The 20,959-nt window shown below is 60.1% G+C and carries 19 protein-coding genes; 7 read left to right on the top strand and 12 right to left on the bottom strand.

The genetic code is table 11. The annotated features are described in order from the left end of the window. Positions 1 to 7 precede the first annotated feature (7 nt). Positions 8 to 583 carry a cytochrome b gene (locus FF098_RS02485; protein WP_155136895.1) on the top strand — a complete coding sequence of 192 codons (576 nt, stop codon included), beginning with the start codon at positions 8 to 10 and terminating at the stop codon, positions 581 to 583. A gap of 9 nt (positions 584 to 592) precedes the next feature. Here FF098_RS02485 and FF098_RS02480 read toward each other — a convergent pair whose 3' ends face one another. From FF098_RS02480 to FF098_RS02450, 7 genes are all read right to left on the bottom strand, one after another. Beyond that, positions 593 to 961, bottom strand: a complete 369-nt coding sequence (locus tag FF098_RS02480; RefSeq protein WP_155136892.1) for a YbjQ family protein — start codon at positions 959 to 961, stop codon at positions 593 to 595. A gap of 12 nt (positions 962 to 973) precedes the next feature. Further along, positions 974 to 1,183 (bottom strand): hypothetical protein, encoded by a 210-nt coding sequence (locus FF098_RS02475; RefSeq protein ID WP_155136889.1) that lies wholly within the window; start codon positions 1,181 to 1,183, stop codon positions 974 to 976. 56 nt (positions 1,184 to 1,239) lie between these two features. Continuing rightward, positions 1,240 to 1,833, bottom strand: coding sequence for a DUF6265 family protein (locus FF098_RS02470; RefSeq protein ID WP_155136886.1), 594 nt, complete (start codon positions 1,831 to 1,833; stop codon positions 1,240 to 1,242). Between the two features lie 19 nt (positions 1,834 to 1,852). Then, positions 1,853 to 2,509, bottom strand: a complete 657-nt coding sequence (locus tag FF098_RS02465) for a hypothetical protein (RefSeq protein ID WP_155136884.1) — start codon at positions 2,507 to 2,509, stop codon at positions 1,853 to 1,855. Then, positions 2,506 to 2,838, bottom strand: a complete 333-nt coding sequence (locus FF098_RS02460; RefSeq protein ID WP_155136881.1) for a PadR family transcriptional regulator — start codon at positions 2,836 to 2,838, stop codon at positions 2,506 to 2,508. Before FF098_RS02460 ends, FF098_RS02465 begins: the two co-directional genes overlap by 4 nt. A gap of 147 nt (positions 2,839 to 2,985) precedes the next feature. Next, positions 2,986 to 3,921, bottom strand: a complete 936-nt coding sequence (locus FF098_RS02455; protein ID WP_155139337.1) for a glycine--tRNA ligase subunit alpha — start codon at positions 3,919 to 3,921, stop codon at positions 2,986 to 2,988. 51 nt (positions 3,922 to 3,972) lie between these two features. Beyond that, positions 3,973 to 4,860, bottom strand: a complete 888-nt coding sequence (locus FF098_RS02450; protein ID WP_155136878.1) for a hypothetical protein — start codon at positions 4,858 to 4,860, stop codon at positions 3,973 to 3,975. Positions 4,861 to 4,977: 117 nt separating this feature from the next. Here FF098_RS02450 and FF098_RS02445 point away from each other — a divergent pair, with 117 nt between their 5' ends. After that, positions 4,978 to 5,619: a flavodoxin family protein gene (locus FF098_RS02445; RefSeq protein WP_229714501.1), complete on the top strand. Its 642-nt coding sequence runs from the start codon at positions 4,978 to 4,980 to the stop codon at positions 5,617 to 5,619. 198 nt (positions 5,620 to 5,817) lie between these two features. After that, complete coding sequence (gene rarD, locus FF098_RS02440; RefSeq protein ID WP_155136876.1) at positions 5,818 to 6,732, top strand: EamA family transporter RarD; 915 nt, start codon at positions 5,818 to 5,820, stop codon at positions 6,730 to 6,732. Positions 6,733 to 6,744: 12 nt separating this feature from the next. Here the strand turns inward: rarD and FF098_RS02435 are convergent, their stop codons facing one another. Continuing rightward, positions 6,745 to 8,430, bottom strand: a complete 1,686-nt coding sequence (locus FF098_RS02435; protein ID WP_155136873.1) for a hypothetical protein — start codon at positions 8,428 to 8,430, stop codon at positions 6,745 to 6,747. Between the two features lie 163 nt (positions 8,431 to 8,593). Further along, the gene (locus FF098_RS02430; RefSeq protein WP_166426278.1) at positions 8,594 to 9,247 is read right to left on the bottom strand and encodes a TlpA family protein disulfide reductase; all 654 of its coding nucleotides are present in this window, start codon (positions 9,245 to 9,247) and stop codon (positions 8,594 to 8,596) included. A gap of 73 nt (positions 9,248 to 9,320) precedes the next feature. Here FF098_RS02430 and argH point away from each other — a divergent pair, with 73 nt between their 5' ends. The 3 genes from argH (at position 9,321) to FF098_RS02415 (ending at position 13,315) form a co-directional block, all read left to right on the top strand. Continuing rightward, positions 9,321 to 10,727, top strand: coding sequence for an argininosuccinate lyase (gene argH, locus FF098_RS02425; protein WP_155136867.1), 1,407 nt, complete (start codon positions 9,321 to 9,323; stop codon positions 10,725 to 10,727). A gap of 119 nt (positions 10,728 to 10,846) precedes the next feature. After that, entirely contained in the window at positions 10,847 to 12,118 is a 1,272-nt protein-coding gene (lysA, locus tag FF098_RS02420) for a diaminopimelate decarboxylase (RefSeq protein ID WP_155136864.1), read from the top strand. 54 nt (positions 12,119 to 12,172) lie between these two features. Continuing rightward, on the top strand, positions 12,173 to 13,315 hold the full coding sequence (locus FF098_RS02415; RefSeq protein WP_166426277.1) for an FG-GAP repeat domain-containing protein: 1,143 nt from the start codon (positions 12,173 to 12,175) through the stop codon (positions 13,313 to 13,315). Here the strand turns inward: FF098_RS02415 and FF098_RS02410 are convergent. Further along, the gene (locus tag FF098_RS02410; protein WP_155136860.1) at positions 13,312 to 13,698 is read right to left on the bottom strand and encodes a DUF5658 family protein; all 387 of its coding nucleotides are present in this window, start codon (positions 13,696 to 13,698) and stop codon (positions 13,312 to 13,314) included. The two genes, FF098_RS02415 and FF098_RS02410, sit on opposite strands and share 4 nt — an antisense overlap. A 190-nt stretch (positions 13,699 to 13,888) precedes the next feature. On the opposite strand from FF098_RS02410, the gene FF098_RS02405 reads away from it, so the two are divergent. Next, positions 13,889 to 16,432, top strand: a complete 2,544-nt coding sequence (locus FF098_RS02405; RefSeq protein ID WP_166426276.1) for a TIGR02302 family protein — start codon at positions 13,889 to 13,891, stop codon at positions 16,430 to 16,432. Between the two features lie 5 nt (positions 16,433 to 16,437). Here the strand turns inward: FF098_RS02405 and FF098_RS02400 are convergent, their stop codons facing one another. Together FF098_RS02400 and FF098_RS02395 are read right to left on the bottom strand one after the other, a co-directional pair. After that, positions 16,438 to 18,861: a response regulator gene (locus FF098_RS02400; protein WP_155136855.1), complete on the bottom strand. Its 2,424-nt coding sequence runs from the start codon at positions 18,859 to 18,861 to the stop codon at positions 16,438 to 16,440. Positions 18,862 to 18,964: 103 nt separating this feature from the next. Further along, a complete protein-coding gene (locus tag FF098_RS02395; protein WP_155136852.1) occupies positions 18,965 to 20,953 on the bottom strand; it encodes an ATP-binding protein in 1,989 nt (662 codons plus the stop codon). Positions 20,954 to 20,959: the final 6 nt, after the last annotated feature.

The following is a 20,959-nucleotide window of genomic DNA, read 5'->3' as shown; positions in this document are numbered from 1 at the left end:
CAGGCAGATGGCATCGTTGAGAGATACGAAAGGCAGCTATGGCTGGATATCCATCGCCCTGCACTGGGCGGGGGCAGCCTCCATCATCGCCTTGTATCTGCTGGGCGATGCCATCCACGATGCGCAGGGGCGCGAGGCCCGCATCGCGGCGATCTGGCTGCATGTCGGCATTGCGATGCTGCTCTACGCGATCATGGCCGGATGGATCGTCTGGCGGCTTTCCCAGCGCCGCCCGGAGCGCGTGCAGCAGGCAAAGCCCCTGTCCGCGTTGTCCACAACCATTCACTGGCTCTTGCTGGCGTTGATTGTCTTCCAGCTGATCAGCGGCCCGGTCACGGTGTGGACTATTGGTGTACCGATCAAGGTGTTTGACTGGTTCGCCATTCCCGGACCCTTCGGACGCATGCCGGAAGCCCATGACTTCATCGGCATGCTGCACGGATGGGCGGCAAGGATCATCCTCTTCGCCGTCATCGTGCATGTTCTGGGAGCACTGAAACACGCCATCATCGATCGCGATGGCACGCTGATGCGCATGCTGAAGGCGGGCTCGCCACTGAAGCACCGTCACCCGCAGGGCTGAGCTGTATTATCAGGCTTTCGTCATGAAGGCCTGGGCATCCGGCGCCTGCGCCGCAGCACCGGCAGGCGCAAGCTTCACCGCCGTGCCGAAGGCAAGGATTTCTGCTGCGCCCTGCGTAACGGTCGACGTCGTGAACCGCATACCGACGATCGCATCGGCGCCGAGACTTTCTGCATGCTTGACCATACGGTCATAGGCCTGCTCGCGCGCCTCGGCCATCATCTTGGTATATTCGTTGACTTCCCCGCCGACGATATTGCGCAGGCCCGCGACGATATCATTGCCGACATGGCGGGCACGGATGACATTACCCCGGCAGATGCCGATCGTCTCGGCAATGGCGCGGCCCTGAATGGTTTCTGTAGTAGCGACGATCATTTTCTCTCCCTCTTACTCATTGACATTATCTTCGTAGTGACGGTTTTCCTTGTCATCCAGCTTCTGGCGCAGAACGGAAAACAGAAGGAAGCCGACAAAACCGAGCACGACAAGGCCCAGCAGACCGAAGGGGAAGACCGCGATCATCCCGACAAGCAGCGCCAGCACATACACACCGGCAGCAATGCAAACCCCGACAAGGGCCATATTTCCAAGAGACATGTTCGCTCCTCCCTTTTTGAAGAGATAAGAAGCAAGCAGACCTCGTTCAAGAGAGTTTATTGGCGCTTGAATGGGACAACGAGGATTTTGCCCTCATCGGGACCGCCTGTCATTTCGAAATAGACAACAAAATTGTCTTTCGAGAGGCGGTGAAATGTTATGCCGTCAAAAAAAAGCGTGTCATCCGTAATTGCGACAAGTTTACTTTCAACTGATTGATCTGCCGGCTCCCACCCCTCGAATTCATAGCCAAAATGCTTCACCCGATAGAGAAGCGTTCCTTCAACTTCAGCGAAGGCGGAGATTTCATACAGGCGGAACTCGCCATCCTTATGCGCCCTGACAAAACCCGGCATGTGCGACATGGCCTCGGGGTAGATATGATGCTCTACGGTAACGCCTTCCTCGCTCTCGATCTGGGTGTATGTGCCTGACCAGGAGCCTTCCAGCCAGGCGGCATCCTCGATCGTTGCCTTGACAGGCTGCTGATCCGCAGAAAGATGCATGACCAGGGGAGATGGGGTTTCCGTGTCGCCCTGTGCCAACACCACGTCTCCTGCAAGGACTGGTTTCGCGTCCAGTACAGATGACACGACAGTCAGCGAAACGACACAGGCGGATGCCATCATGACAGTGCGGATCAGGTTCATGGTTCTCTCTCCATTTGCTTCATGTATTCGCCGCAGGACCGTCACTCGGTCGGACATGGCGTTCAGGATTGAATCTGCACACTGAATACATTGCCACACCGGCGATGACTGTCGTCAGTATGTGGAAGCAACGATGCAGCAGTCCATCGGTCGGGTCCGGGCGTATCATGAAATAGACAGCGAGTGCGCATCCGCACAAAACGGAAAGCAGGGGCGCAGTGCCCAGCCATTTCCACAAGACAGGCCAATATGCGGCACTCGCGCGCAATGTGACCAGCCAGGCGATCAGGCCGGATACCGACAGGAAAATATAACTCCAACGACATGCATGCAGCGCACCTAGACCAAGCAAATCGCCTGTCGCCTGCGACAGGGGCCATGCATAGACGTGAGCGATCCCTCGCTCCCACAAAATCACGAAGGCGATAGACAACGCCAGCAAAAGCACGTGTCCGGTATCGATCCTGCCCAAGGCCAGTTCCGCGTTACGCAGGGCGAGGGCCGGCATTGATCTCAATACTTCGTAGACATATACCGCATCGCGGTGCAGCGGATTTTTCGCATCGCTTTTGCTCTCGGCGATCTCCTCGATATCACCGAGAATTGCCTCGGCATCTTCCGTGGGAAGGATCGTCTTCAGCAAGAACTGTGCGATGTGTACTGGTGCCTGTCTCATCCGGGGGCTTTCTGTGGCCACCCGGCGATGCCACCCAGCATTCCATGGAGAACGCGTGCTGATTGTTCCAGACTGGCCAATCCCTCGGACGTGATTTCAAAATATTTCTTGGCACGTCCACCACGCTGGGGCGTGGCCTCCCCCAGCCGGCTTCTTACATAACCCTTCGCCGACAAGCGGGACAGTGTCGTATACAAGGCCCCGACGCTGGACGTGCGCCCGGTACGGCTTTCAATCTCATCATTGATGCTGACGCCATAGGCATCATCTCCCAGCCTGACGAGGGCTGCCAGTACGATGATCTCGAATTCGCCCAGATAATTTGCCATATCGACCCCAATATCCTCTTCAATGTAGAGGATTAAGAGACCCGCTGTCAATTTAATTCTACATTGTAGAAATAATCATCTCGACTTCCGGCGCACCATGCCCTTGGCTGGCTACCACTTTCTTCGGACGGATTGAAAACGTGTTCCCTACTCAGCCGCGTAATCGACGATGCCGGCGCCTTCACCGCGGCCCATCGGGCTTGCCAGCCATGCCTCGCAGCAGGCTTTCGCCAGCGTGCGCACGCGCAGGATATAGGACTGGCGCTCGGCGACGGAGATGACGCCGCGGGCATCGAGCAGGTTGAACAGATGGCTCGCCTTGATGCACTGGTCGTATGCTGGCAGCGCGTAGGAGACGCCCTTGTCCCTGCCTGCCTCGATGATGCGCAGACAGGCCGCTTCGGCTTCCTTGAACTGGTCGAGAAGATCGTCCGTGTTCGCCAGTTCGAAATTATAGCCCGAAAACTCCACCTCCTGCTGGTGGAACACATCGCCATAGGTCACGCCTTCATCGTTGAAGGCAAGGTCAAACCCGTTGTCGACGCCCTGCACATACATGGCGAGGCGTTCCAGGCCATAGGTGATCTCGCCGGTTACCGGCTTGCAGTCGAAACCGCCGACCTGCTGGAAGTAGGTGAACTGCGTCACTTCCATGCCGTCGCACCAGACTTCCCAGCCGAGGCCCCAGGCGCCCAAGGTCGGGCTCTCCCAGTCATCCTCGACGAAGCGGATATCGTGCACGGAGCGGTCGACGCCGATCGCATCGAGCGAGCCGAGATAGAGCTCCTGAATGTTTTCAGGGCTCGGCTTCAGCGCGACCTGGAACTGATAGTAATGCTGGAACCGGTTCGGGTTGGCACCATAGCGCCCGTCGGTGGGCCGGCGGCATGGCTGCACATAGGCAGCTTTCCACGGTTTCGGCCCTAATGAGCGCAGCGTCGTCGCCGGGTGGAACGTGCCCGCGCCCATTTCCATGTCATAAGGCTGAAGGATGACGCAGCCCTGATCCGACCAGTAGCGCTGCAGTGTCAGGATCAGGTCCTGAAAGGACAGCGCCTTCGGCTTGTTCTCGTTTGCGGGCATCGGTGCGTTGGTCACGGGGCTCGTCCTGTTTCAAATTCACGTTCTGCGTTGCTACTGCCCTCTCCCCTGCCGGTCAAGCGCGGGCCGGTTTTCGGCGGGGCAATCGCCAATTCCCCAGTCAACGACGATTTCTCCCGGTTTTGTAGGTGGCTCTTGTGCCTTAGAGATGGAAGGCATTTTCGCTTCCAGTTCGGTCAACTTGCTTTCCCATCGCCCCCTCTCCGTATCATCGGTGGCGCACGCCAGCTTGTGGCGTACTTCACGGATTTCAGCCTCATATCTCCGCTGACAGGTCTGCTGAGGATCGGATTGGAAATACCCGCAACTTTCGGGTGCTTCGCCCCGCAAGGTCGGCGCCAACTCCGCCACATCAAGTGTGAGAAAATGATTGATCTCGTCCCAGATGGCGTCAGGGGCCACGAATACACGGGCTTCTGCCGTCCGGATTTCTCTTCCAATGCCCGGTCTAGCTCGAAATGGTTCACCATCTTGATTCAGGGGGCGGAAATAGAGCCCGCTTTTCAAATCAAGCAGACAGAATGCAGTTGGCGCCTTTTCTGCAAGGCTCTGCGGCACATCGGTAATGATTGCTTCTACAAACAGGTCAATCGACGCTTCATCCGACATCTCCACATTTTGCTCTGCCAGCTTCAGGGAGAGCAGGTCGCGCAACTTTACATCTGCCGCATCCGGTCGCTCTGTCTCAAAGCTTGGATTAGATAGTCCGAAAGGTTTCTGACACTGTGTGGTTTCGCCCCAAACCAAATACTCAGCCCGGAAACCAATATTCGCCCGCGGTGCGATGACGGAACTAGTATCGAATTGCCCTTGTCTAAATTTTGAAGACGAGGCTTGCCCAAACCGTATGGATTCATTGTGCTGGCTGGCAGCACACGCCGCCAGCAGCATCACAGCCAACATTAACCAACAAAACCGCATCAGTCCCTCCAGCCTCCCCGGGACCCAGACAACCACTACCCGCGAGAAAGCGCAACAAGCAACCAATAGCTCTATCCCGTGTTGGCTGAGCGACTGGAGACACCACAGGAGACGCCGATGGCCGAAAACTTCCTCACCCGCGACACGATGAAAGCGCTTTATCTCAACTGCTCGCTCAAATCCTCATCCGACCAGTCGAACACCGAGGCACTGATGAAGGAATCCATGGCAATCCTCGGCGATCAGGGCGTCGAGACTGAGCTGGTCCGCATCGCCGACAAGAACATCGATGCGGTGATGGACCCGAAGCATGAGGATGACTGGATGGGCGAGATCTACCCGAAAATCCTCGACGCCAATATCCTCGTCATCGGCTCGCCGATCTGGATCGGCAACATGGCCTCCCATGCGACCAAGGTGCTGGAGCGGCTCTATGCCCATTCCGCCGAAACCAATGACAAGGGCCAGTACGCCTATTACGGCCGTGTCGGCGGCGCAATGGTCACCGGCAACGAAGATGGCGGCAAGCATGTCAGCCGCGATCTTCTATACGGCCTGCAGCATGTCGGCTTTTGCATCCCGCCACAGGCCGATGCCTATTGGGTCGGCGAGGCTGGTCCCGGCCCGTCCTATATCGAGGCCGGCGGCAATGACTTTACCACGAATATGTGCCGGACGATGAGCTGGAACCTCATCCACTTCGGCCGCATGCTGAAGGAAAATGGCGGCGTCCCTGCCGAGGGTAATACCAGCAAATAGCGACTAGCCTTCCCCATATCCTGAGAACATTGCGCCATCATATGTGATCGCCTTAGGTCCCTGCGCGACTTCACAGACCGGCTGGCGCACTCTATGAGGCCTCCATCGGTCCCCTTCCTGTAGTTTGACTGCTGTTTTCGGGACGTGGCGAGAGACCGGCTGTGCCAAGGGCCGGTGGCGCAGGACCCGGAGGCAGGCATGACGCCAGACGAAAACAATAATGATGTCAGGACAGGACTGATCGCAGGCCTCGCCGCCTACACGATGTGGGGCTTCCTGCCGATCTACTTCAAGGTCCTAGGCCCCGTCGCCGCCACCGAGGTGCTTGCCCACCGCATCATCTGGGCGGTGCCGGTCGGCGCGCTGATCCTGACCTTCCGCAACCAGTGGCCGGAAGTGCGCAAGGCCTTTTCCGACTGGCGCGCCCTGCGCGGCATGGGCATCACCGCCGCATTCATCGCGGTCAACTGGGGCGTCTACATCTGGACGGTGCAGACGGACCGTATTTTCCAGGCGAGCCTTGGATATTACATCAACCCGCTGATGTTCGTCCTCGTCGGCGTATTCGTGAACCGCGAAGTGCTGCGCCGTGGCCAGATTGCCGCCGTGGCGCTTGCCGCCATCGGTGTCAGCGTGCTGACGATCTATGGCGGCGTCTTCCCGTGGATATCCTTTGTCCTCGCGATCAGCTTCACTTTTTATGGCTATCTGCGAAAGACTGTGCAGATCGGCGCCATGCCGGGCCTGTTCATCGAGACGATCTGGCTGGTGCTGCCAGCCATAGCCTTCTGGCTCTGGCTGGAGATGCAGGGCACCTCGGCGTTTACGCCGGATGCGCCGGGCACGATCGGGCTCCTGCTCCTTGCAGGTCCCCTCACCGTCATTCCGCTCCTGTTCTTTGCGATCTCCGCGCGGCGCCTGCGCTTGTCGACTATCGGCTTCATGCAGTTTCTCGGGCCGACCCTGCAGTTCTGTGTAGGACTATATTATGGCGAGACTTTTACCACTGCCCACGCCATCTGCTTTGGCTTCATCTGGGTCGCAGTGATCGTTTTCAGCCTCGACGCACTCGCCGCCGGCCGGCGCCCGAAACGGGTCGCCGAACCGGCCTGAGTCTTCGCAAGACTATTCCTCGTGCGTCACCGTCAGGGCGAGCGTCGAGGGAATCATCTGGGGTGATGTCTGGGACAGAAGCCCCAGCGTCATCAGCGGCACCGGGCTTTCCGGGGCAATCGCGATCTCCAGCGTCCCGCCTTCGATCACGAAAGCCGTCAGCGACGCCGCATAATCCTCGACCTCCGGCACTATCTGCGACGCCTGTGAGGAGCCGAGCGCGATCAGCGCCGGCAGGCTTTCGCGCAGCTCTTCCGGCGTCTGGTCTGTCTCGTGGGCGGCAATAGCCATGATGCCATCAAGCAGCTTTTCGTCATCAAGGCGGATCGTCATGCCATCAATGGCAAGGGCTGCAAGCACCAGCGGGTTCTGGGTCGTGATCGCCGTATCGATCTGCTTCAGAGTCAGCCCTGAAACCGCATAATTCGCATCGATTGCCGCAAAACCCGGCATATCGACATCATAGCTCATCGCCGCAGCGCCCTTGTCGGGGTCATAGGTCCACAGGAACTCGCCCTCTGACGGCAATTCATCGAGGCCATGTTCGCGCAGGATACCCAGCATCTCGGTCTCGCTCTCATCGACCAGCGCGGTCATGTCGGCGACCGACCCGCGCGATGTCGCCCGGATCTTCGAAGGGATCAGCCAGGCGAACTCGACCGGCTCCATCATCGTATATTCCGTGTAGGCATACCGCTTGCCGTTGATCCAGCTCTCCATGTCAGCGGCCTCGAATTTGCCGAAGGAAAGAAGCCCCTCCTCGTCGATTGGCGGCAGCTCCTCGTTGGCGGCGGCATCAAGCAGGCCGGACAGGTTCATGCCGTCCCACTTGCCGGCGGACATGACGATGCGCTGCTCGGCCGGGAAGAACATGTTGCGGAACGGAGAGTTCGTCAGCATTGCCATCGGACCTGCCGCCCCTTCCGCACTTTCCACCTCGGCCATCATGGCCTCGACATCCTGCTCGATCGTATATTCAAGGTTCTTGAACATCATCGGCCCCATCGCGCCGCGCGCGAGGTCTGACAAGCGCAAATCATCAACGGAAAAGCCGATGCTTGCAGTGTCATCGCCGACCCCTTCGGCAACGAGTTCCTTGACGAAGAACCCGTCAAGGCTGAAGCCCTCGCCCGACAGGGGATCCTCGCCCGCCATGGCACTATCCATCTGCATACGGTCGAATTCAACCGCGGCAACATCGATCGTGCCATCGAAATCAAGGTCCTCGTGGCCAAACAACGAGACATCATACAGACGTACCTTGCGGAACACCTCCTGGAGGCCGGTGACAGTCTCCTCTGCCCGCAAAGCCTCGAGGTAGTCGAAATTCACATCGAACAGTTCGGCCCGGCCAATGGTGAAAACGCGCCCATCTTCGGTATTGGAGATATCCGTCAGAACCAGCGCACCGAGATTGTCGTCGAAAGCTGCATTGCCGACCTGAAACGGCGCCTCGTCAGCGCTGTCCATCAGCGCATTGAAACGGGCAAGATCGCCGGAATCTGCGTCAGAGATGCGAAACGGCTTGTCGATCGGCGAGCCGGCGGTGATGTCGATCAGCGCGGCACCGGCCGCATTTTCCACGGCAGACCCGGCACGGGTTCCCTCGCCCTCATCATCATTGCCACAGCCGGCGACGACGAAAAGCGAAGCACAGGCACTGGCCAGCAGTGTGCGGCGGAAAATTCCAGTCTTCATGAGTAAACTCCCTCGAGCCCCTCTCCGGCGACCCTTCGCCAGAATCAGCGGGCAAGTCTCCAACGCCACGCCTCCAGCATCACGGAGGGTGGCGCCCTTCAGCCACACTTGTTGCGTGAATCAGGCTGGAAGTCCAGTAAACCCGGGCAATCAACCGTTCACTTCAGCCCTTGATCTCCCTGCCCGCAATAGCGGCATTGATCAGGTTGACGGCATCGTCGCTGGCCCAGTCCGCGCCGCCGACCAGGCGTCCAAGTTCATTGCCCTTCGCATCATAAAGAACGGAGACCGGCAGCGCGGTCGAGCCGCCCATGGTCGTGGCGAAGCTCAGCAGCGGATCGGAATAAAGCGCCAGCGTATCTATGCCGTGCTCATCGAAGAAGCGCAGCGCCTTTTCCTCGGCCCGCGGTTCTGCGGCAATCGCTACCACCTGGAAATCGTCCCCGCCCATCTTCTTCTGCAGGGCGTTCAGCGATGGCATTTCCTCAAGGCATGGCGCGCACCAGGTCGCCCACAAATTGACCAGCACGACCTGTCCGCGAAAATCGGCAAGGCTCACCTGCCCCTCGGGCCCGGTAAACGCTACCTGCGGCGCCTTTCGTGGCGGAAAAGCCGGGGTGAAATCCGCCATCTCGCCGCCGACCCGGTGGCTGCCGACCGGCACTGTGCCCGGACGCGGCGCATCGGACGGAATCATCGCGCTGATCGAGATGAAGGCGAGAAATACAGCCCCGAGACCCATCCAGACCAGCAACAGAAAGCGTGGCTGGAGATATTTCGAGAAGGCGCTTGGCTGTTTGTTTTCAGATTCCGGCATTTCCTGACCCATTATGCCATTTCACCCCGAGAAGGCTCTATCATGGCGCTGTCATTTCGCTATATAGGACGCCATGAACGAGAAAAAGACCGGAAACCAGATGTGGGGCGGGCGCTTCGCCGCAGGCCCCTCCGCAATCATGGAAGCGATCAACGCCTCCATCGATGTCGACCGCCGCCTGTGGCGCGAGGATATCATGGGCTCGCGCGCCCATGCCCGCATGCTCGCCGCGCAGGGGATCATTTCAACCGATGACCTGAAAGCCATCGAAGGCGGGCTGGAACAGGTCGCCGCCGAAATCGAGGACGGGTCGTTCCCCTTCTCCGCCGCGCTGGAAGACATCCACATGAATGTCGAGGCGCGCCTGAAGGAAATCATCGGCGAGCCTGCCGGGCGCCTGCACACCGCGCGCTCGCGCAACGATCAGGTCGCGACCGATTTTCGCCTGTGGGTGCGCACCGCCTGCCTGCGCATGGATGCGCTGCTCACCGACCTGCAAAAGGCGCTGCTCGGCCAGGCCGAAAAGCACGCTTCAACGGTGATGCCCGGCTTCACCCACCTGCAGACGGCCCAGCCCGTCACCTTTGGCCATCATTGCATGGCCTATGTCGAGATGTTCGCCCGCGACCGGCAGCGCTTCACCGATGCCGTCAACCGCATGAATGAATGTCCGCTCGGCACGGCGGCACTCGCCGGCACCTCCTTCCCCATCGACCGGGACGCAACCGCCGCGGCGCTCGCCTTCGACCGCCCGACCGCGAACTCCCTCGACACGGTTTCGGCCCGCGACTTCGCCGTGGAAGCCGTCTCCGCCGCCGCGATCAGCGCCATGCATATTTCCCGCCTCGCCGAGGAAATCGTTATCTGGTGCTCGGCCCAGTTCAATTTCATCCGCCTGCCGGACGACTACTCCACCGGTTCGTCCATCATGCCGCAAAAGCGCAATCCCGATGCGGCGGAGCTGTGCCGTGCCAAGGTCGCCCGCATCATCGGCGATCTCAACGGGCTGATGATCATGCTCAAGGGCCTGCCGCTCGCCTATTCCAAGGACATGCAGGAAGACAAGGAACAGACCTTCGATGCATTCGATGCGCTGGAGCTGTGCCTGCGCGCCATGGAAGGCATGATCAGCGGCATGAGCGTGAATGAAGCCCGCATGCGCGCTGCCGCCGGTCACGGCTTTTCGACAGCGACCGACCTTGCCGACTGGTTGGTGCGGGAGTTGAACCTGCCCTTCCGCGATGCCCACCATGTCACCGGCGCCCTCGTCGCCATGGCCGAGAAAAAGTCCTGCGACCTTGCCGACCTGTCGCTCGACGACATGAAATCCGTGCACGATGCAATCACCGACGATGTCTTCTCCGTGTTGACCGTCGATCATTCCGTCGCCTCGCGCACCTCCTATGGCGGTACGGCCCCTGACAATGTCCGGGCACAGATCGCCCGCTGGAAAGAGCTGATGAAAGGACCCGCATCATGAAACAGCTTCTTGTTATCCTGACCGCCTGCCTGCTGATCGCCGCCTGCGGCAAGAAACCGGATCTCGACACGCCGCCGCGCCCGGGCGAAATGCAGGACCAAAGCGAATAAGGCTCGCTCATGCATCATTTTGAATATCGCGACGGCGTCCTCCACGCCGAAGACATTCCGCTCGACCACCTCGCCGGAGAGGTCGGCACGCCGTTCTATTGCTATTCCGCAGCCACGCTGCGCCGGCACTATTCGGTCTTTGCCGATGCCTTCAACAGTCAGGACACGCTGGTCGCCTTTTCGGTCAAGTCGCTATCCAACATCGCCGTCCTCTCCCTGCTGGCAAGGCAGGGCGCAGGCGCAGACGTTGTCTCCGGCGGCGAGCTGTTCCGTGCCCTGAAGGCCGGTATTCCGGGCGAGAAGATCGTCTTTTCAGGCGTCGGCAAGACCCGCGCGGAAATGGCCGATGCGCTAAAGGCCGGGATCTGCCAGTTCAACGTGGAATCCGAGGCTGAACTCATCGCACTGGACGAGGTCGCCCGGTCGATGAACGTGAAGGCGCCCATCGCCCTGCGGGTGAACCCGGACGTTGCCGCCGGCACCCATGACAAGATTTCCACCGGCCGCAAGACCGACAAGTTCGGCATCTCCTGGTCGATCGCAGCGGATGTCTATGCCAGGGCCGCGAAGATGGATGGCATCGATGTGTCTGGCGTTGATGTCCATATCGGCTCGCAGATCACCGACCTTGCCCCCTTCGGCGCGGCCTTCTCCAAAGTTGCTGCGCTCGTCAGCACACTGCGTGATCAGGGCCATGATATCCGCCGTCTTGATCTCGGTGGCGGCCTCGGCGTGCCCTATCACCATCAGGACGGCACGCCCGCCCCGCCCCACCCGCTCGACTATGCCAAGGTGATCCAGGAAACCGCGAGCCATCTCGACGTCCAGCTGATCTTCGAGCCGGGCCGCATGATCGCCGGCAATGCCGGCATCATGGTCGCGCGCGTCACCTATCTGAAGGAAAACGAGGGCCGACATTTCGCGATTCTCGATTGCGGCATGAACGACCTGATCCGCCCGGCCCTTTATGATGCCTGGCACGATATCATCCCGATCACCGAACCCGCCGAAGGTGCTGGCACGAAGCTTATCGACATTGTCGGCCCGGTCTGCGAGTCGACGGACCGCTTTGCCCGCAATCGCGAGATGCCGCCGCTGAAACCGGGCGACCTCGTCGCCTTCCTCACCGCCGGTGCCTATGGCGCCGTGCAGGGCAATGAATACAACACTCGTCCGTTGGTGCCGGAAATACTGGTCGATGGCGGCAAGCACGCCGTGATTCGCCGCCGCCCGACCTATGACGAGATGATCGCCCGCGAAACGGTTCCGGACTGGGTGTAAGAGCTGGTCTTCCGGCGACACTTCCCCCAGAGTTCGGGAAAGAGGAGTATGCCCATGCATCGCACCGTTTCTCTCATGGCCATCGCAGTGGCGCTCATCCCGTCACTGGCGTCTGCGGAGCAATTCACCACACCCGTGGGTGAAGCCCGCATCCTCATGACCGAAGACTACTTTCTCATCTTCGGCGGAGAGGACGAGCTGACCGCCGGTCTCGGCATGGCCGATTTCGACGGTGACGGCGACACCGACATGGCGGTGATCAATGGCCGCCACTGGCCGGGGCAAGACGTCGTGATGTTCAACAATGGCGCGGGCCGCTTCCCCGCTGCCGCCGATGCTGGCGCTATGCGCACGACCGGCTATGGCGCCAGCCCGGCTGATGTTGACGGCGATGGCGACATCGACCTCGTCATCGCCCGCGATCTCCTCTCCCCTGCCGTCTATCTCAATGACGGCACTGGTGACCTGGGCCAGACGGTCGAATTCGGCGAGCCGGGTTCTGCCCGCGACATCGCCACGGGTGACTTCAACGGCGATGGCATCATCGACGCTGTACTGACAGACAGGGGCGACGGCAGCTTCATCGCCTACGGGCCCCTGCTCGATAATCCGCAGACTGAAGTGATCTTCGAAGGCGATGCCGTCGGGGTCGAGGTTGCCGACCTGAACGCCGATGATCTCGACGATATCATTTTCACCATCCGCGGCGGCGCGACTCTCGCCGTCCTCCTCAATCAGGGTGGTGGTTTTGCCGACGCCATTATGCTCGGCGCAGAGGACCAGCAGTCCCGAGCCGTCGCCGCAGCGGACATGGACAGCGATGGCGACATGGATCTCGTCGCCGCCGTGCTCACCGGCCCAAACCGGATTTTCTGGAATGAGGGTGGCAGCTTTGACAGATCTGAAGCTATCGGCCCGGAGGATGAAGCCTCGGCAGCCGTCGCCATCGCCGATATGGACCAGGACGGTCGCCCGGACGCAATCTTCGGTAATGAAGGGAAGAACAGCCTCTATCTGAACCGGGAGGATGGCTTCGAAATCATCACCATCGACGGAGATGGAGGCGACACCTATGACATCAAGGCTGTCGACATTACTGGCGATGAGTATCCCGAAATCCTCATCGCCAATTCAGGCAGTCCCAATTTCATCTACTGGAACCGGCCTGCCCCCTCCCCGGAACAGGCAGAAGACTAAAGCACGCCTATCACGTGGAAATTGTTCCACACGGTGATCGCGGTCAACAGCACGGCGACCGAGAACATGCCCAGCACCAGCCGGTGCGGAAACCACAGGATCATGGCAGACGCGATCAGCTGCAGGCTCAGCTTGGCCAGCACCCAGCCATTGTCGAGAGACTCCATCAACACGCGCAGGAACGGGTTCGCTTCCGTGCCGGCCTGCATCTGCAGCCCGGCCAGCGTCGACATCACGTCGAGTGCGCCAATAACGTTGTAGAGAATGGCGATGATGGCCGAAGCAATGAACAATCTGCGATCGTTCCGGGCGTCGCGGGCGTGGTGGGCGATCCTTTTCCAGCGCTGCCAGACGGTTTTCCTTGTTCTTGTTGCTGCAGTCATCAGATCGAACCCCGCTCGTTCGTATTGTTAACAAAAGGTTTACGGGGGTTAAGGACTGCAAGAGCCGGGCCGGATCGTGCCGCACGCCACACGATCTTTTCCACTATGTGCCTAATTGCCTGAAAAACCATACGAATCTGACCGATAAGATAATCGACCCGGGGGCCGGTAGACGCTAGGATCGATGACCATGATCAAGTCAAGGATAACACGGCAGGAACGGGTTGCAGAGGCCCGGATTTACAGGGCGCAGCTGACCCTGTTTCTCGAAAAGCTGTGGCCGGCGCTGCTGCCGGCGCTTGGCATGGTTGCCCTGTTCCTTTTGCTGACACTGTTCGAGCTGTGGCAGTTCCTGCCGTGGATCGCCCATTACGCCGTTCTGGCGGCACTTGTAGGTATCGGCGCATTCCTTCTGATCCGCGACTTGAAGGACCTTGAATGGCCCCGCCGGGGTGAGGCGCTGGACCGGCTGGAAAAGGATGGAAAGATCCCCCACGCCGCCCTGCGCGCCCGTGAGGACAGGCCGTTCAGCCAGACCGATGAAGACAGCCCCCTGTGGCGCGCGCACCTGTCCCGGATGGAGCAGCTTTCCAGCAAGGCCCGGCTCGACAAGGCAAAGGCCACGGCAGACCGGCTCGACCCGTGGAATCTGCGCTATGGCGCCCTGCTGCTGCTCGTCGTCGGCACATTCATCGCCTGGGGCGATTTCACCCCCCGCTTCTGGAACGCGGTCTCCCCACGCCCTGCAGGTTCGATCCCCGCGACCGTCGATCTGTGGATCGACCCGCCAGCCTATACCGGGCGCGCGCCGGTCATCCTTGTCCAGTCCAAGGCCAATCCCGAAGGCAGCCAGCCGGGCATTGCCGTGCCGCAGGGCTCTACCCTCCATGCCCGCATCAACGGTGCTGACCGCCGCGGCCCGGGCAGGGCTCGGCTCATTGTGGAAACGGACAATATCGGCCGCGCCAGCACCGACCTGTCCCGCAGCGAAACAACCCTGACCGGCGAGGCCAGCCTCAGCGAGAACGCCGCCATCACCCTGACCGTCAATGGCCGCAAGGCAAGCTGGCCGGTTGTCGTCGCCCCCGACCAGACGCCGAAAATCAACTTTGCCGAAGACCCGTTGGCGACCGAGGAAGGCCGCGTGCGGCTGGTCGTCGAACTCGACGATGACTATGGCATCACCGAGAGTTTCGCGGTCATGAGCCTCGATCCCGATCAGGACCGCCCGCTCGACACGCCGGCGATTACCGCCGACCGCGCTACTGACGAAGAGATCGTCCCCGTCTCCGGCCTGACCGGGGCCTATGGCGTGCGCTCGGCCGAACTGACCCTTACAGACCACCCCTGGGCCGGGCTCGATGTGAATATCCGTATACTGGGCAAGGACGGCGCCGGGCAGGAAGCTACAACGGAAACGGTCAGCGTCACGCTTCCCGAACGCGATTTCTACAACCCCCTCGCCCGCGCCATCATCCATGAGCGCCGCAACCTCGCCGTTGCGCCGGACAGCTGGACGCAGACGAGCCGCAGCCTCGACGCTCTGACTTTCGCGCCCGACCGGTTCTTTGATCGCCCGACAGAATACCTTCTGCTTCGCGCCGCCTATTGGGGCGTCATCAATGGCCGCGGCGAGAATGTCAGTGACCTGATCGAAGAGTTCTGGCCACTGGCCCTGCAACTCGAAGACCAGGCGCTCGAGCTTGCCCGTCGGGCGCTGGCCGCCGCCCAGCAGGCCCTGCGCGAAGCGCTGGAGCGAGGCGCCAGCCAGTCTGAAATCCAGCGGCTGGTCGAGAACCTGCGCACCGCCATGCAGAACTATATCCAGGCGCTCGCAGAGTCCGGTCAGTCCATGGCCAGCCGTCAGGGCGAGTCGCAGGAGCTGGAAGCCCGCGACCTCGACGATATTCTCAACTCGATCAACGAGCTGTCGGACAGCGGCGCCAACAATGCCGCCCGCCAGCTCCTATCCGAGCTGGAACAGATGCTGCAGAACCTGCAGATCACGCAAGGCGGCAGTGGCTCCCAGTCCGGCCAGCAGCAGGCAGGTGGCCAGCAACAGGGCGACGGGTCCGGCGAAGGCGGCCAGCAGGGTGCGGGCGGCGAAACGGCCCAGCGCACCGGCGACCTGATTGGTCGCCAGCGCGACCTTGCCGACGAGACCTTCGAGGCCCAGCGCCAGCAATTCGATCCGGAAGGCACGGGCAGCGGTGCACAGTCAGCCGCCCAGTTGCAGCAGCAGCAGGAAGAACTTGGCAGCGCCGTCGATGACTTGCTCGAGGATCTGGACAATGCCACCGCCGAAAGCGGGAACGGGACTGGCGAAGACATCGCCCGCTCCTTCCGCGAGGCACGCGAGCGCATGGCAGAGGCTGCTGAAGCGCTGGAGAGTGGAAATCTGGGCGCTGCAGGTGCCTTCCAGCAGGATGCGCTCGATGCCCTGCGCGAGGGGGCCGATGGTATCTCCGACCAGATCATGCAGGCCCAGCAGGGCGATGAGGAAGGCGAGGACGGCCAGAGCACCCGTGGCGGACGCAATGGCGCACAGGCCCAGGTCGATCCGCTCGGGCGGCCCTATGGTGCCCCTGCCCCGTCGACCGATATCGGCATTCCTGACCTGTCGGACCCGGAACGGGCCCGCGAGCTCATTTTGGAACTGCGCAGGAAACTGTCAGAGCCCGGACGGACCGAGGAAGAAATCGATTATCTGGAACGGTTGCTCGAACGGTTCTGATCCGCTCACGCTGACCGCACCATCCGTACAGGCTGGCGACGGCTCGCCTGTCCCCAGGTCATGATCGTCTCACCCAGCACGTCCTTCTTGATCGGCTTGGTCAGGAAATCATCCATTCCGGCAGCAAAGGCTGCTTCCTTGTCTTCCTGACGCACATTGGCCGTCAGCGCGACAATCGGTACAGGCTGCAGTCCCTGCTCGGCTTCGATCTGGCGGATGCGTTCGGATGCCATGTGGCCATTCATGACTGGCATGGAGATATCCATCAGTACCAGGTCAATCGCGCCCGGATCGGTTTCATAGATCAGCACTGCCTGCTCGCCATCACCAGCGATAATGAGCTCTATCGGCATATCAGCCAGGAAGTTCTGGACGACGAGCTGGTTGACGACATTGTCTTCCGCCATCAGCACCCGCATGGAACCGGTGATTTCAGGCTTGGCCTGCACATCCGGCTTCAGCAGCGGGCTGATCTCTGCCGTCTGGTCAGGGGACGTTTCAACCCTGCCGTTGAACAGGATGCCAACGATCATATCCATGATCTGGGATGTGCGGGCCGGCTTGGTGATCCAGCCATCCACATGTGCGCCGTTAGCCTTTTCCAGCTTCGAACGGTCATCGACAGACGACAACATGATGATCGGCAGATTCTTGAACCTGTCATCGGCCCGTAGCTGGCGAACAAGGCCGAGACCATCCGTATCCGGCATCAGGTAGTCAGTGACCATCAGATCAAATCGCTTGCCGGTCCGTTCAGCTTCTTCGAGACGGGCCATCGCCTCAGCGGAGCTGTCGACGCATTCGTGCTGCATGCCCCACAGGCTGACTTGCCCTGCAATGATCTTGCGGTTGACGGGGTTATCATCGACCAGTAGCAGGCGCACTTCGCTCAGGTCGATGTCGCGTTGCGGTCCGGCCTTTTCGACCGTTTCATCCACGGGCAGCGACAGGGTGAAGGTAAAGACCGACCCCTTTCCTACTTCAGACGTGGCAGATATTTCCCCGCCCATGATCTCGACAAGGGACTTGCTTATGGTCAGCCCCAGTCCCGTGCCCTCATGGCGGCGGGTGGAAGACGTATCGGCTTGTGAGAATTTCTCGAAGATCGTCTGGATCTTGTCCTGCGCGATACCAATGCCAGTATCCTTCACGGAAAACCGCAGATCGGCCTTTGCGCCAGATACTGCGCCGGTAACGCTGATCAGGATCTGCCCGGCATCGGTGAATTTTACTGCATTGCCGGCAAGATTGGTCAGCACCTGGCGGATGCGGCTGGCATCGCCCACAAACCCTTCCGGAAGGTCGATATCGTAATCGACGGCAATCTCGATATCCTTGGCCGCTGCCTTGCTGCCCAGCAGCGAGGAGACATCCTCGACCGTGCGGCGCAGGTTGAACGGTTCAGGGTGTATCGTGAACTTGCCTGCTTCCAGCTTGGAGAAGTCCAGAATGTCGTTGATGATTGCCATCAGCGACGTACCGGAACTGGAAATGATCTTGGCCAGTTCCTTCTGGCGGTCATTCAGCTCCGTTTCCAGCAGCAGCGTCGTCATGCCGATAACCCCATTCATGGGTGTACGGATTTCATGGCTCATGTTTGCGAGAAAGTCTGACTTCGCCCGGCTGGATGCTTCGGCGATTTCCTTGGCCGCAAGCAATTCGGCGTTGAGCGTGCGCAGGCGTTCCGTCTCTTCCATCTGTTGGCGCGAGAGGCGTTGGTCGAACATCGCGGCGACGAGTGCCAGAATGACAAGACCTGCAGAAGTGAAGAAGACACTGACGGCCAGCACATCACGGCTCAGCCAGGCTTGCGCGTTTTCGTTCGGTATTGGAATCACGGTCAGCGCCGTCATGCCCGTAAAGTGCATGGACACGATCGCGAGGACCAATACGAGGGCTGCCGCCACAAGCCTTGCCGACGAGATTGCATGGCGAACAAGGCGGAAGCTGCCGATGCAGAAGGCGCAGCCAAGTATGATGGAGGCAACAACATATATCATGTCGAACCTCAGCATGGCGCCTGCGCCATAAGCTGCCATGCCCGTATAGTGCATGGCGGAGATGCTCAGCCCAAGGATTATACCCGCGAATACATAGCGCAGCTTGTGCTTCAGATATACCTTTGCGGAAAATGCCGCGATGTTCATCACCACCGCGATGACGAATGACAGGATGGTCAGGGACAGGCTGAGGCCGTTTTCAATGACAGCTGAATAGGCCAGCATTGCGACAAAGTGCGTGGACCATATGCCGGCAGCACTGACAAATCCTGTCATCAGTAGCCAGCGCATGCGTCCACTGCCGGTCCTGTCATGGGTCCGCTGCAAGAGACTTATCGTCGTCAAACTCGCGATTAGACAGATCAGCGCCGCCCCGATGACAAAGCGCCAGTCATGCTCCTGCGTGATGCAGGTCAATAAATTCAGCATATCAGTCAATCCTCAACGCGAGGATTGTTAGCGGTAAATGCTGAAGAAACTCATAATGATTTAAAGCACTTATAGTTACTAATAGTTGCGCGGGAGAGAATAATTAACCCTCTTCCCCCGGCGTGATGCCCACCAGGACAGCCCCCGCCTTCACGATATCTCCCGGTTTTACGGCGACCGTTTCAACTGTGCCTGAAACCGATGCGTTAAGCGTAATAAGCAGCTTCATGGACTCCAGAACGAGTACGGGCTGACCAGCCACAATCTGCTGACCGGCCTCGACCAGCACTTCCGAAACGGCTCCCGGCATGTCGGAAACGACATCGCCGGAGCCGCCCGCGGCAAGCCTCGCTCGGGCGAACTCGGCAGACGGCAGTATGGTGAATTTCCGCACCCGGCCCTTTGCGCCGATAAACAAAGTCTCATCTTTCTTGAAGAACGAGACCGCCGTGCGATAGCCCTCGCCGAACATCATTGCCATGGAGCCTTCCAGCTTTACACCGACTTCATGGGTCTCGCCGCCATCGGAAACAGTGTACCTCGTACCGCCCCCGTCTGCAGAGGACCGGCTGACGATCATCTCAACCGCCTCGCCGCCATCGGGCTCGACCATCGCAAAGGACCGCGCCGGGTTGCCCGCATTGGTGAGCAATCGGAAGCCGGTGAAAGGCTGGCTTTGTTCCTCGATCGCCTGCCAGATCGCCGCTGCCCGCATCGCCATGATGGGATCGGCGGACGCATCCGGTTGCCAGCCATCGGGGAACGTCTCGGGCAGGAAGCTCGTCGTCGCCCGGCCCTCGTAGAAATCCTCCGCCAGTACGCAGTCGCGCAGGAAGGCGGTATTGGTTTCCACACCGATCACCGCAGTCGTCTCCAGCGCAGCCGCCAGCCGGTCGCACGCCTCGCGCCGTTCGGAGCCATAGGCGATGACCTTGGCGACCATCGAGTCATAATATTGCGAAATCTCGCTGCCGGCCTCGATGCCCGTATCGATGCGGATATCCGTCGGCCAGTGGATCAGGTGTACCTTGCCGATATCCGGCAGGAAGTTCTGGGCCGGTTTTTCCGCCGTCACCCGTGCCTCGATAGCGTGGCCGCGCGGATAAATCTCGTGCTGCTCGTAGGGCAGCTCCTCACCCGCTGCGATGCGGATCTGCAACTCGACAAGGTCCAGCCCGGTGATATATTCCGTCACTGGATGTTCGACCTGCAGCCGCGTGTTCATCTCCAGGAAGGACGGCTCGTCATCGCCCGCATCCATGATGAACTCGACCGTGCCGAGACTGTCATAGCCGATGTTCTTGGCCAGAGAGATCGCCCGCTCGAACAGTTTCTCGCGCACAGCATCAGGCAGGTTCGGCGCGGGTGCCTCCTCCAGCACTTTCTGGTTATTGCGCTGGACCGAGCAGTCGCGCTCGAACAGATGGATGATATTGCCATGCTTGTCGGCGGCAATCTGCACTTCCAGGTGACGTGGACGGGTGATCAGTTTCTCGATCAACAGCCGGTCATCACCGAAGGATGACTTTGCCTCCTTGCGGGCCATGTCGATGGCGCTTTCCAGCTCCGAACGCTCGAACACCCGGCGCATGCCCTTGCCACCGCCCCCGGCGGATGCCTTGACCATCAGCGGGAAACCGATCTTCTCGGCTTCCGCGATCAGCGTCGCGTCAGACTGGTCATCGCCATTATAGCCCGGCACGCCCGGCACACCCGCCTTCTCGGCGATCCGCTTCGATTCGATCTTGTCGCCCATCTGGCGGATCGCTTCGTCGTTCGGCCCGATGAAAGTGATGCCCGCATCGGCCAGTGCCTTGGCGAATTTCGTGTTCTCCGACAGGAAACCATAGCCAGGATGGACGGCATCGGCACCGGAAATCTCCACCGCACGGATGATATTCTCGATCTTCAGATAGCTCTCTGAGGGCTGAGACGGGCCGATATGCACCGCTTCGTCCGCCAACTGAACATGCAACGCGCCGCGGTCGGCATCGGAATAGACGGCGACGGTGCGCAGGCCCATGGACCGGCAGGTATGGATGATGCGGCAGGCGATCTCGCCACGATTTGCGATGAGGACGGATTTTATCATTGCTCT

The sequence above is a fragment of the Aquisalinus luteolus genome (genome assembly GCF_009712425.2).
GTDB lineage: Bacteria > Pseudomonadota > Alphaproteobacteria > Caulobacterales > Parvularculaceae > Aquisalinus > Aquisalinus luteolus.
The sequence above is the reverse complement of the archived record's forward strand: the minus strand, read 5'-3'. Positions and strand labels throughout refer to the sequence as shown.

Bases quoted from the DNA above. Each gene is read 5' to 3' on its own strand.
- FF098_RS02400 (WP_155136855.1), bottom strand. From the start codon at position 18,861: ATGCTGAATTTATTGACCTGCATCACGCAGGAGCATGACTGGCGCTTT.
- FF098_RS02410 (WP_155136860.1), bottom strand. From the start codon at position 13,698: ATGACTGCAGCAACAAGAACAAGGAAAACCGTCTGGCAGCGCTGGAAA.
- FF098_RS02485 (WP_155136895.1), top strand. From the start codon at position 8: ATGGCATCGTTGAGAGATACGAAAGGCAGCTATGGCTGGATATCCATC.
- FF098_RS02430 (WP_166426278.1), bottom strand. From the start codon at position 9,247: ATGCCGGAATCTGAAAACAAACAGCCAAGCGCCTTCTCGAAATATCTC.
- FF098_RS02395 (WP_155136852.1), bottom strand. From the start codon at position 20,953: ATGATAAAATCCGTCCTCATCGCAAATCGTGGCGAGATCGCCTGCCGC.
- FF098_RS02455 (WP_155139337.1), bottom strand. From the start codon at position 3,921: ATGCCCGCAAACGAGAACAAGCCGAAGGCGCTGTCCTTTCAGGACCTG.
- FF098_RS02450 (WP_155136878.1), bottom strand. From the start codon at position 4,860: ATGCGGTTTTGTTGGTTAATGTTGGCTGTGATGCTGCTGGCGGCGTGT.
- FF098_RS02470 (WP_155136886.1), bottom strand. From the start codon at position 1,833: ATGAACCTGATCCGCACTGTCATGATGGCATCCGCCTGTGTCGTTTCG.
- FF098_RS02475 (WP_155136889.1), bottom strand. From the start codon at position 1,183: ATGTCTCTTGGAAATATGGCCCTTGTCGGGGTTTGCATTGCTGCCGGT.
- FF098_RS02445 (WP_229714501.1), top strand. From the start codon at position 4,978: ATGGCCGAAAACTTCCTCACCCGCGACACGATGAAAGCGCTTTATCTC.
- rarD (WP_155136876.1), top strand. From the start codon at position 5,818: ATGACGCCAGACGAAAACAATAATGATGTCAGGACAGGACTGATCGCA.
- FF098_RS02465 (WP_155136884.1), bottom strand. From the start codon at position 2,509: ATGAGACAGGCACCAGTACACATCGCACAGTTCTTGCTGAAGACGATC.
- FF098_RS02415 (WP_166426277.1), top strand. From the start codon at position 12,173: ATGCATCGCACCGTTTCTCTCATGGCCATCGCAGTGGCGCTCATCCCG.
- argH (WP_155136867.1), top strand. From the start codon at position 9,321: ATGAACGAGAAAAAGACCGGAAACCAGATGTGGGGCGGGCGCTTCGCC.
- FF098_RS02460 (WP_155136881.1), bottom strand. From the start codon at position 2,838: ATGGCAAATTATCTGGGCGAATTCGAGATCATCGTACTGGCAGCCCTC.
- FF098_RS02435 (WP_155136873.1), bottom strand. From the start codon at position 8,430: ATGAAGACTGGAATTTTCCGCCGCACACTGCTGGCCAGTGCCTGTGCT.
- lysA (WP_155136864.1), top strand. From the start codon at position 10,847: ATGCATCATTTTGAATATCGCGACGGCGTCCTCCACGCCGAAGACATT.
- FF098_RS02405 (WP_166426276.1), top strand. From the start codon at position 13,889: ATGATCAAGTCAAGGATAACACGGCAGGAACGGGTTGCAGAGGCCCGG.
- FF098_RS02480 (WP_155136892.1), bottom strand. From the start codon at position 961: ATGATCGTCGCTACTACAGAAACCATTCAGGGCCGCGCCATTGCCGAG.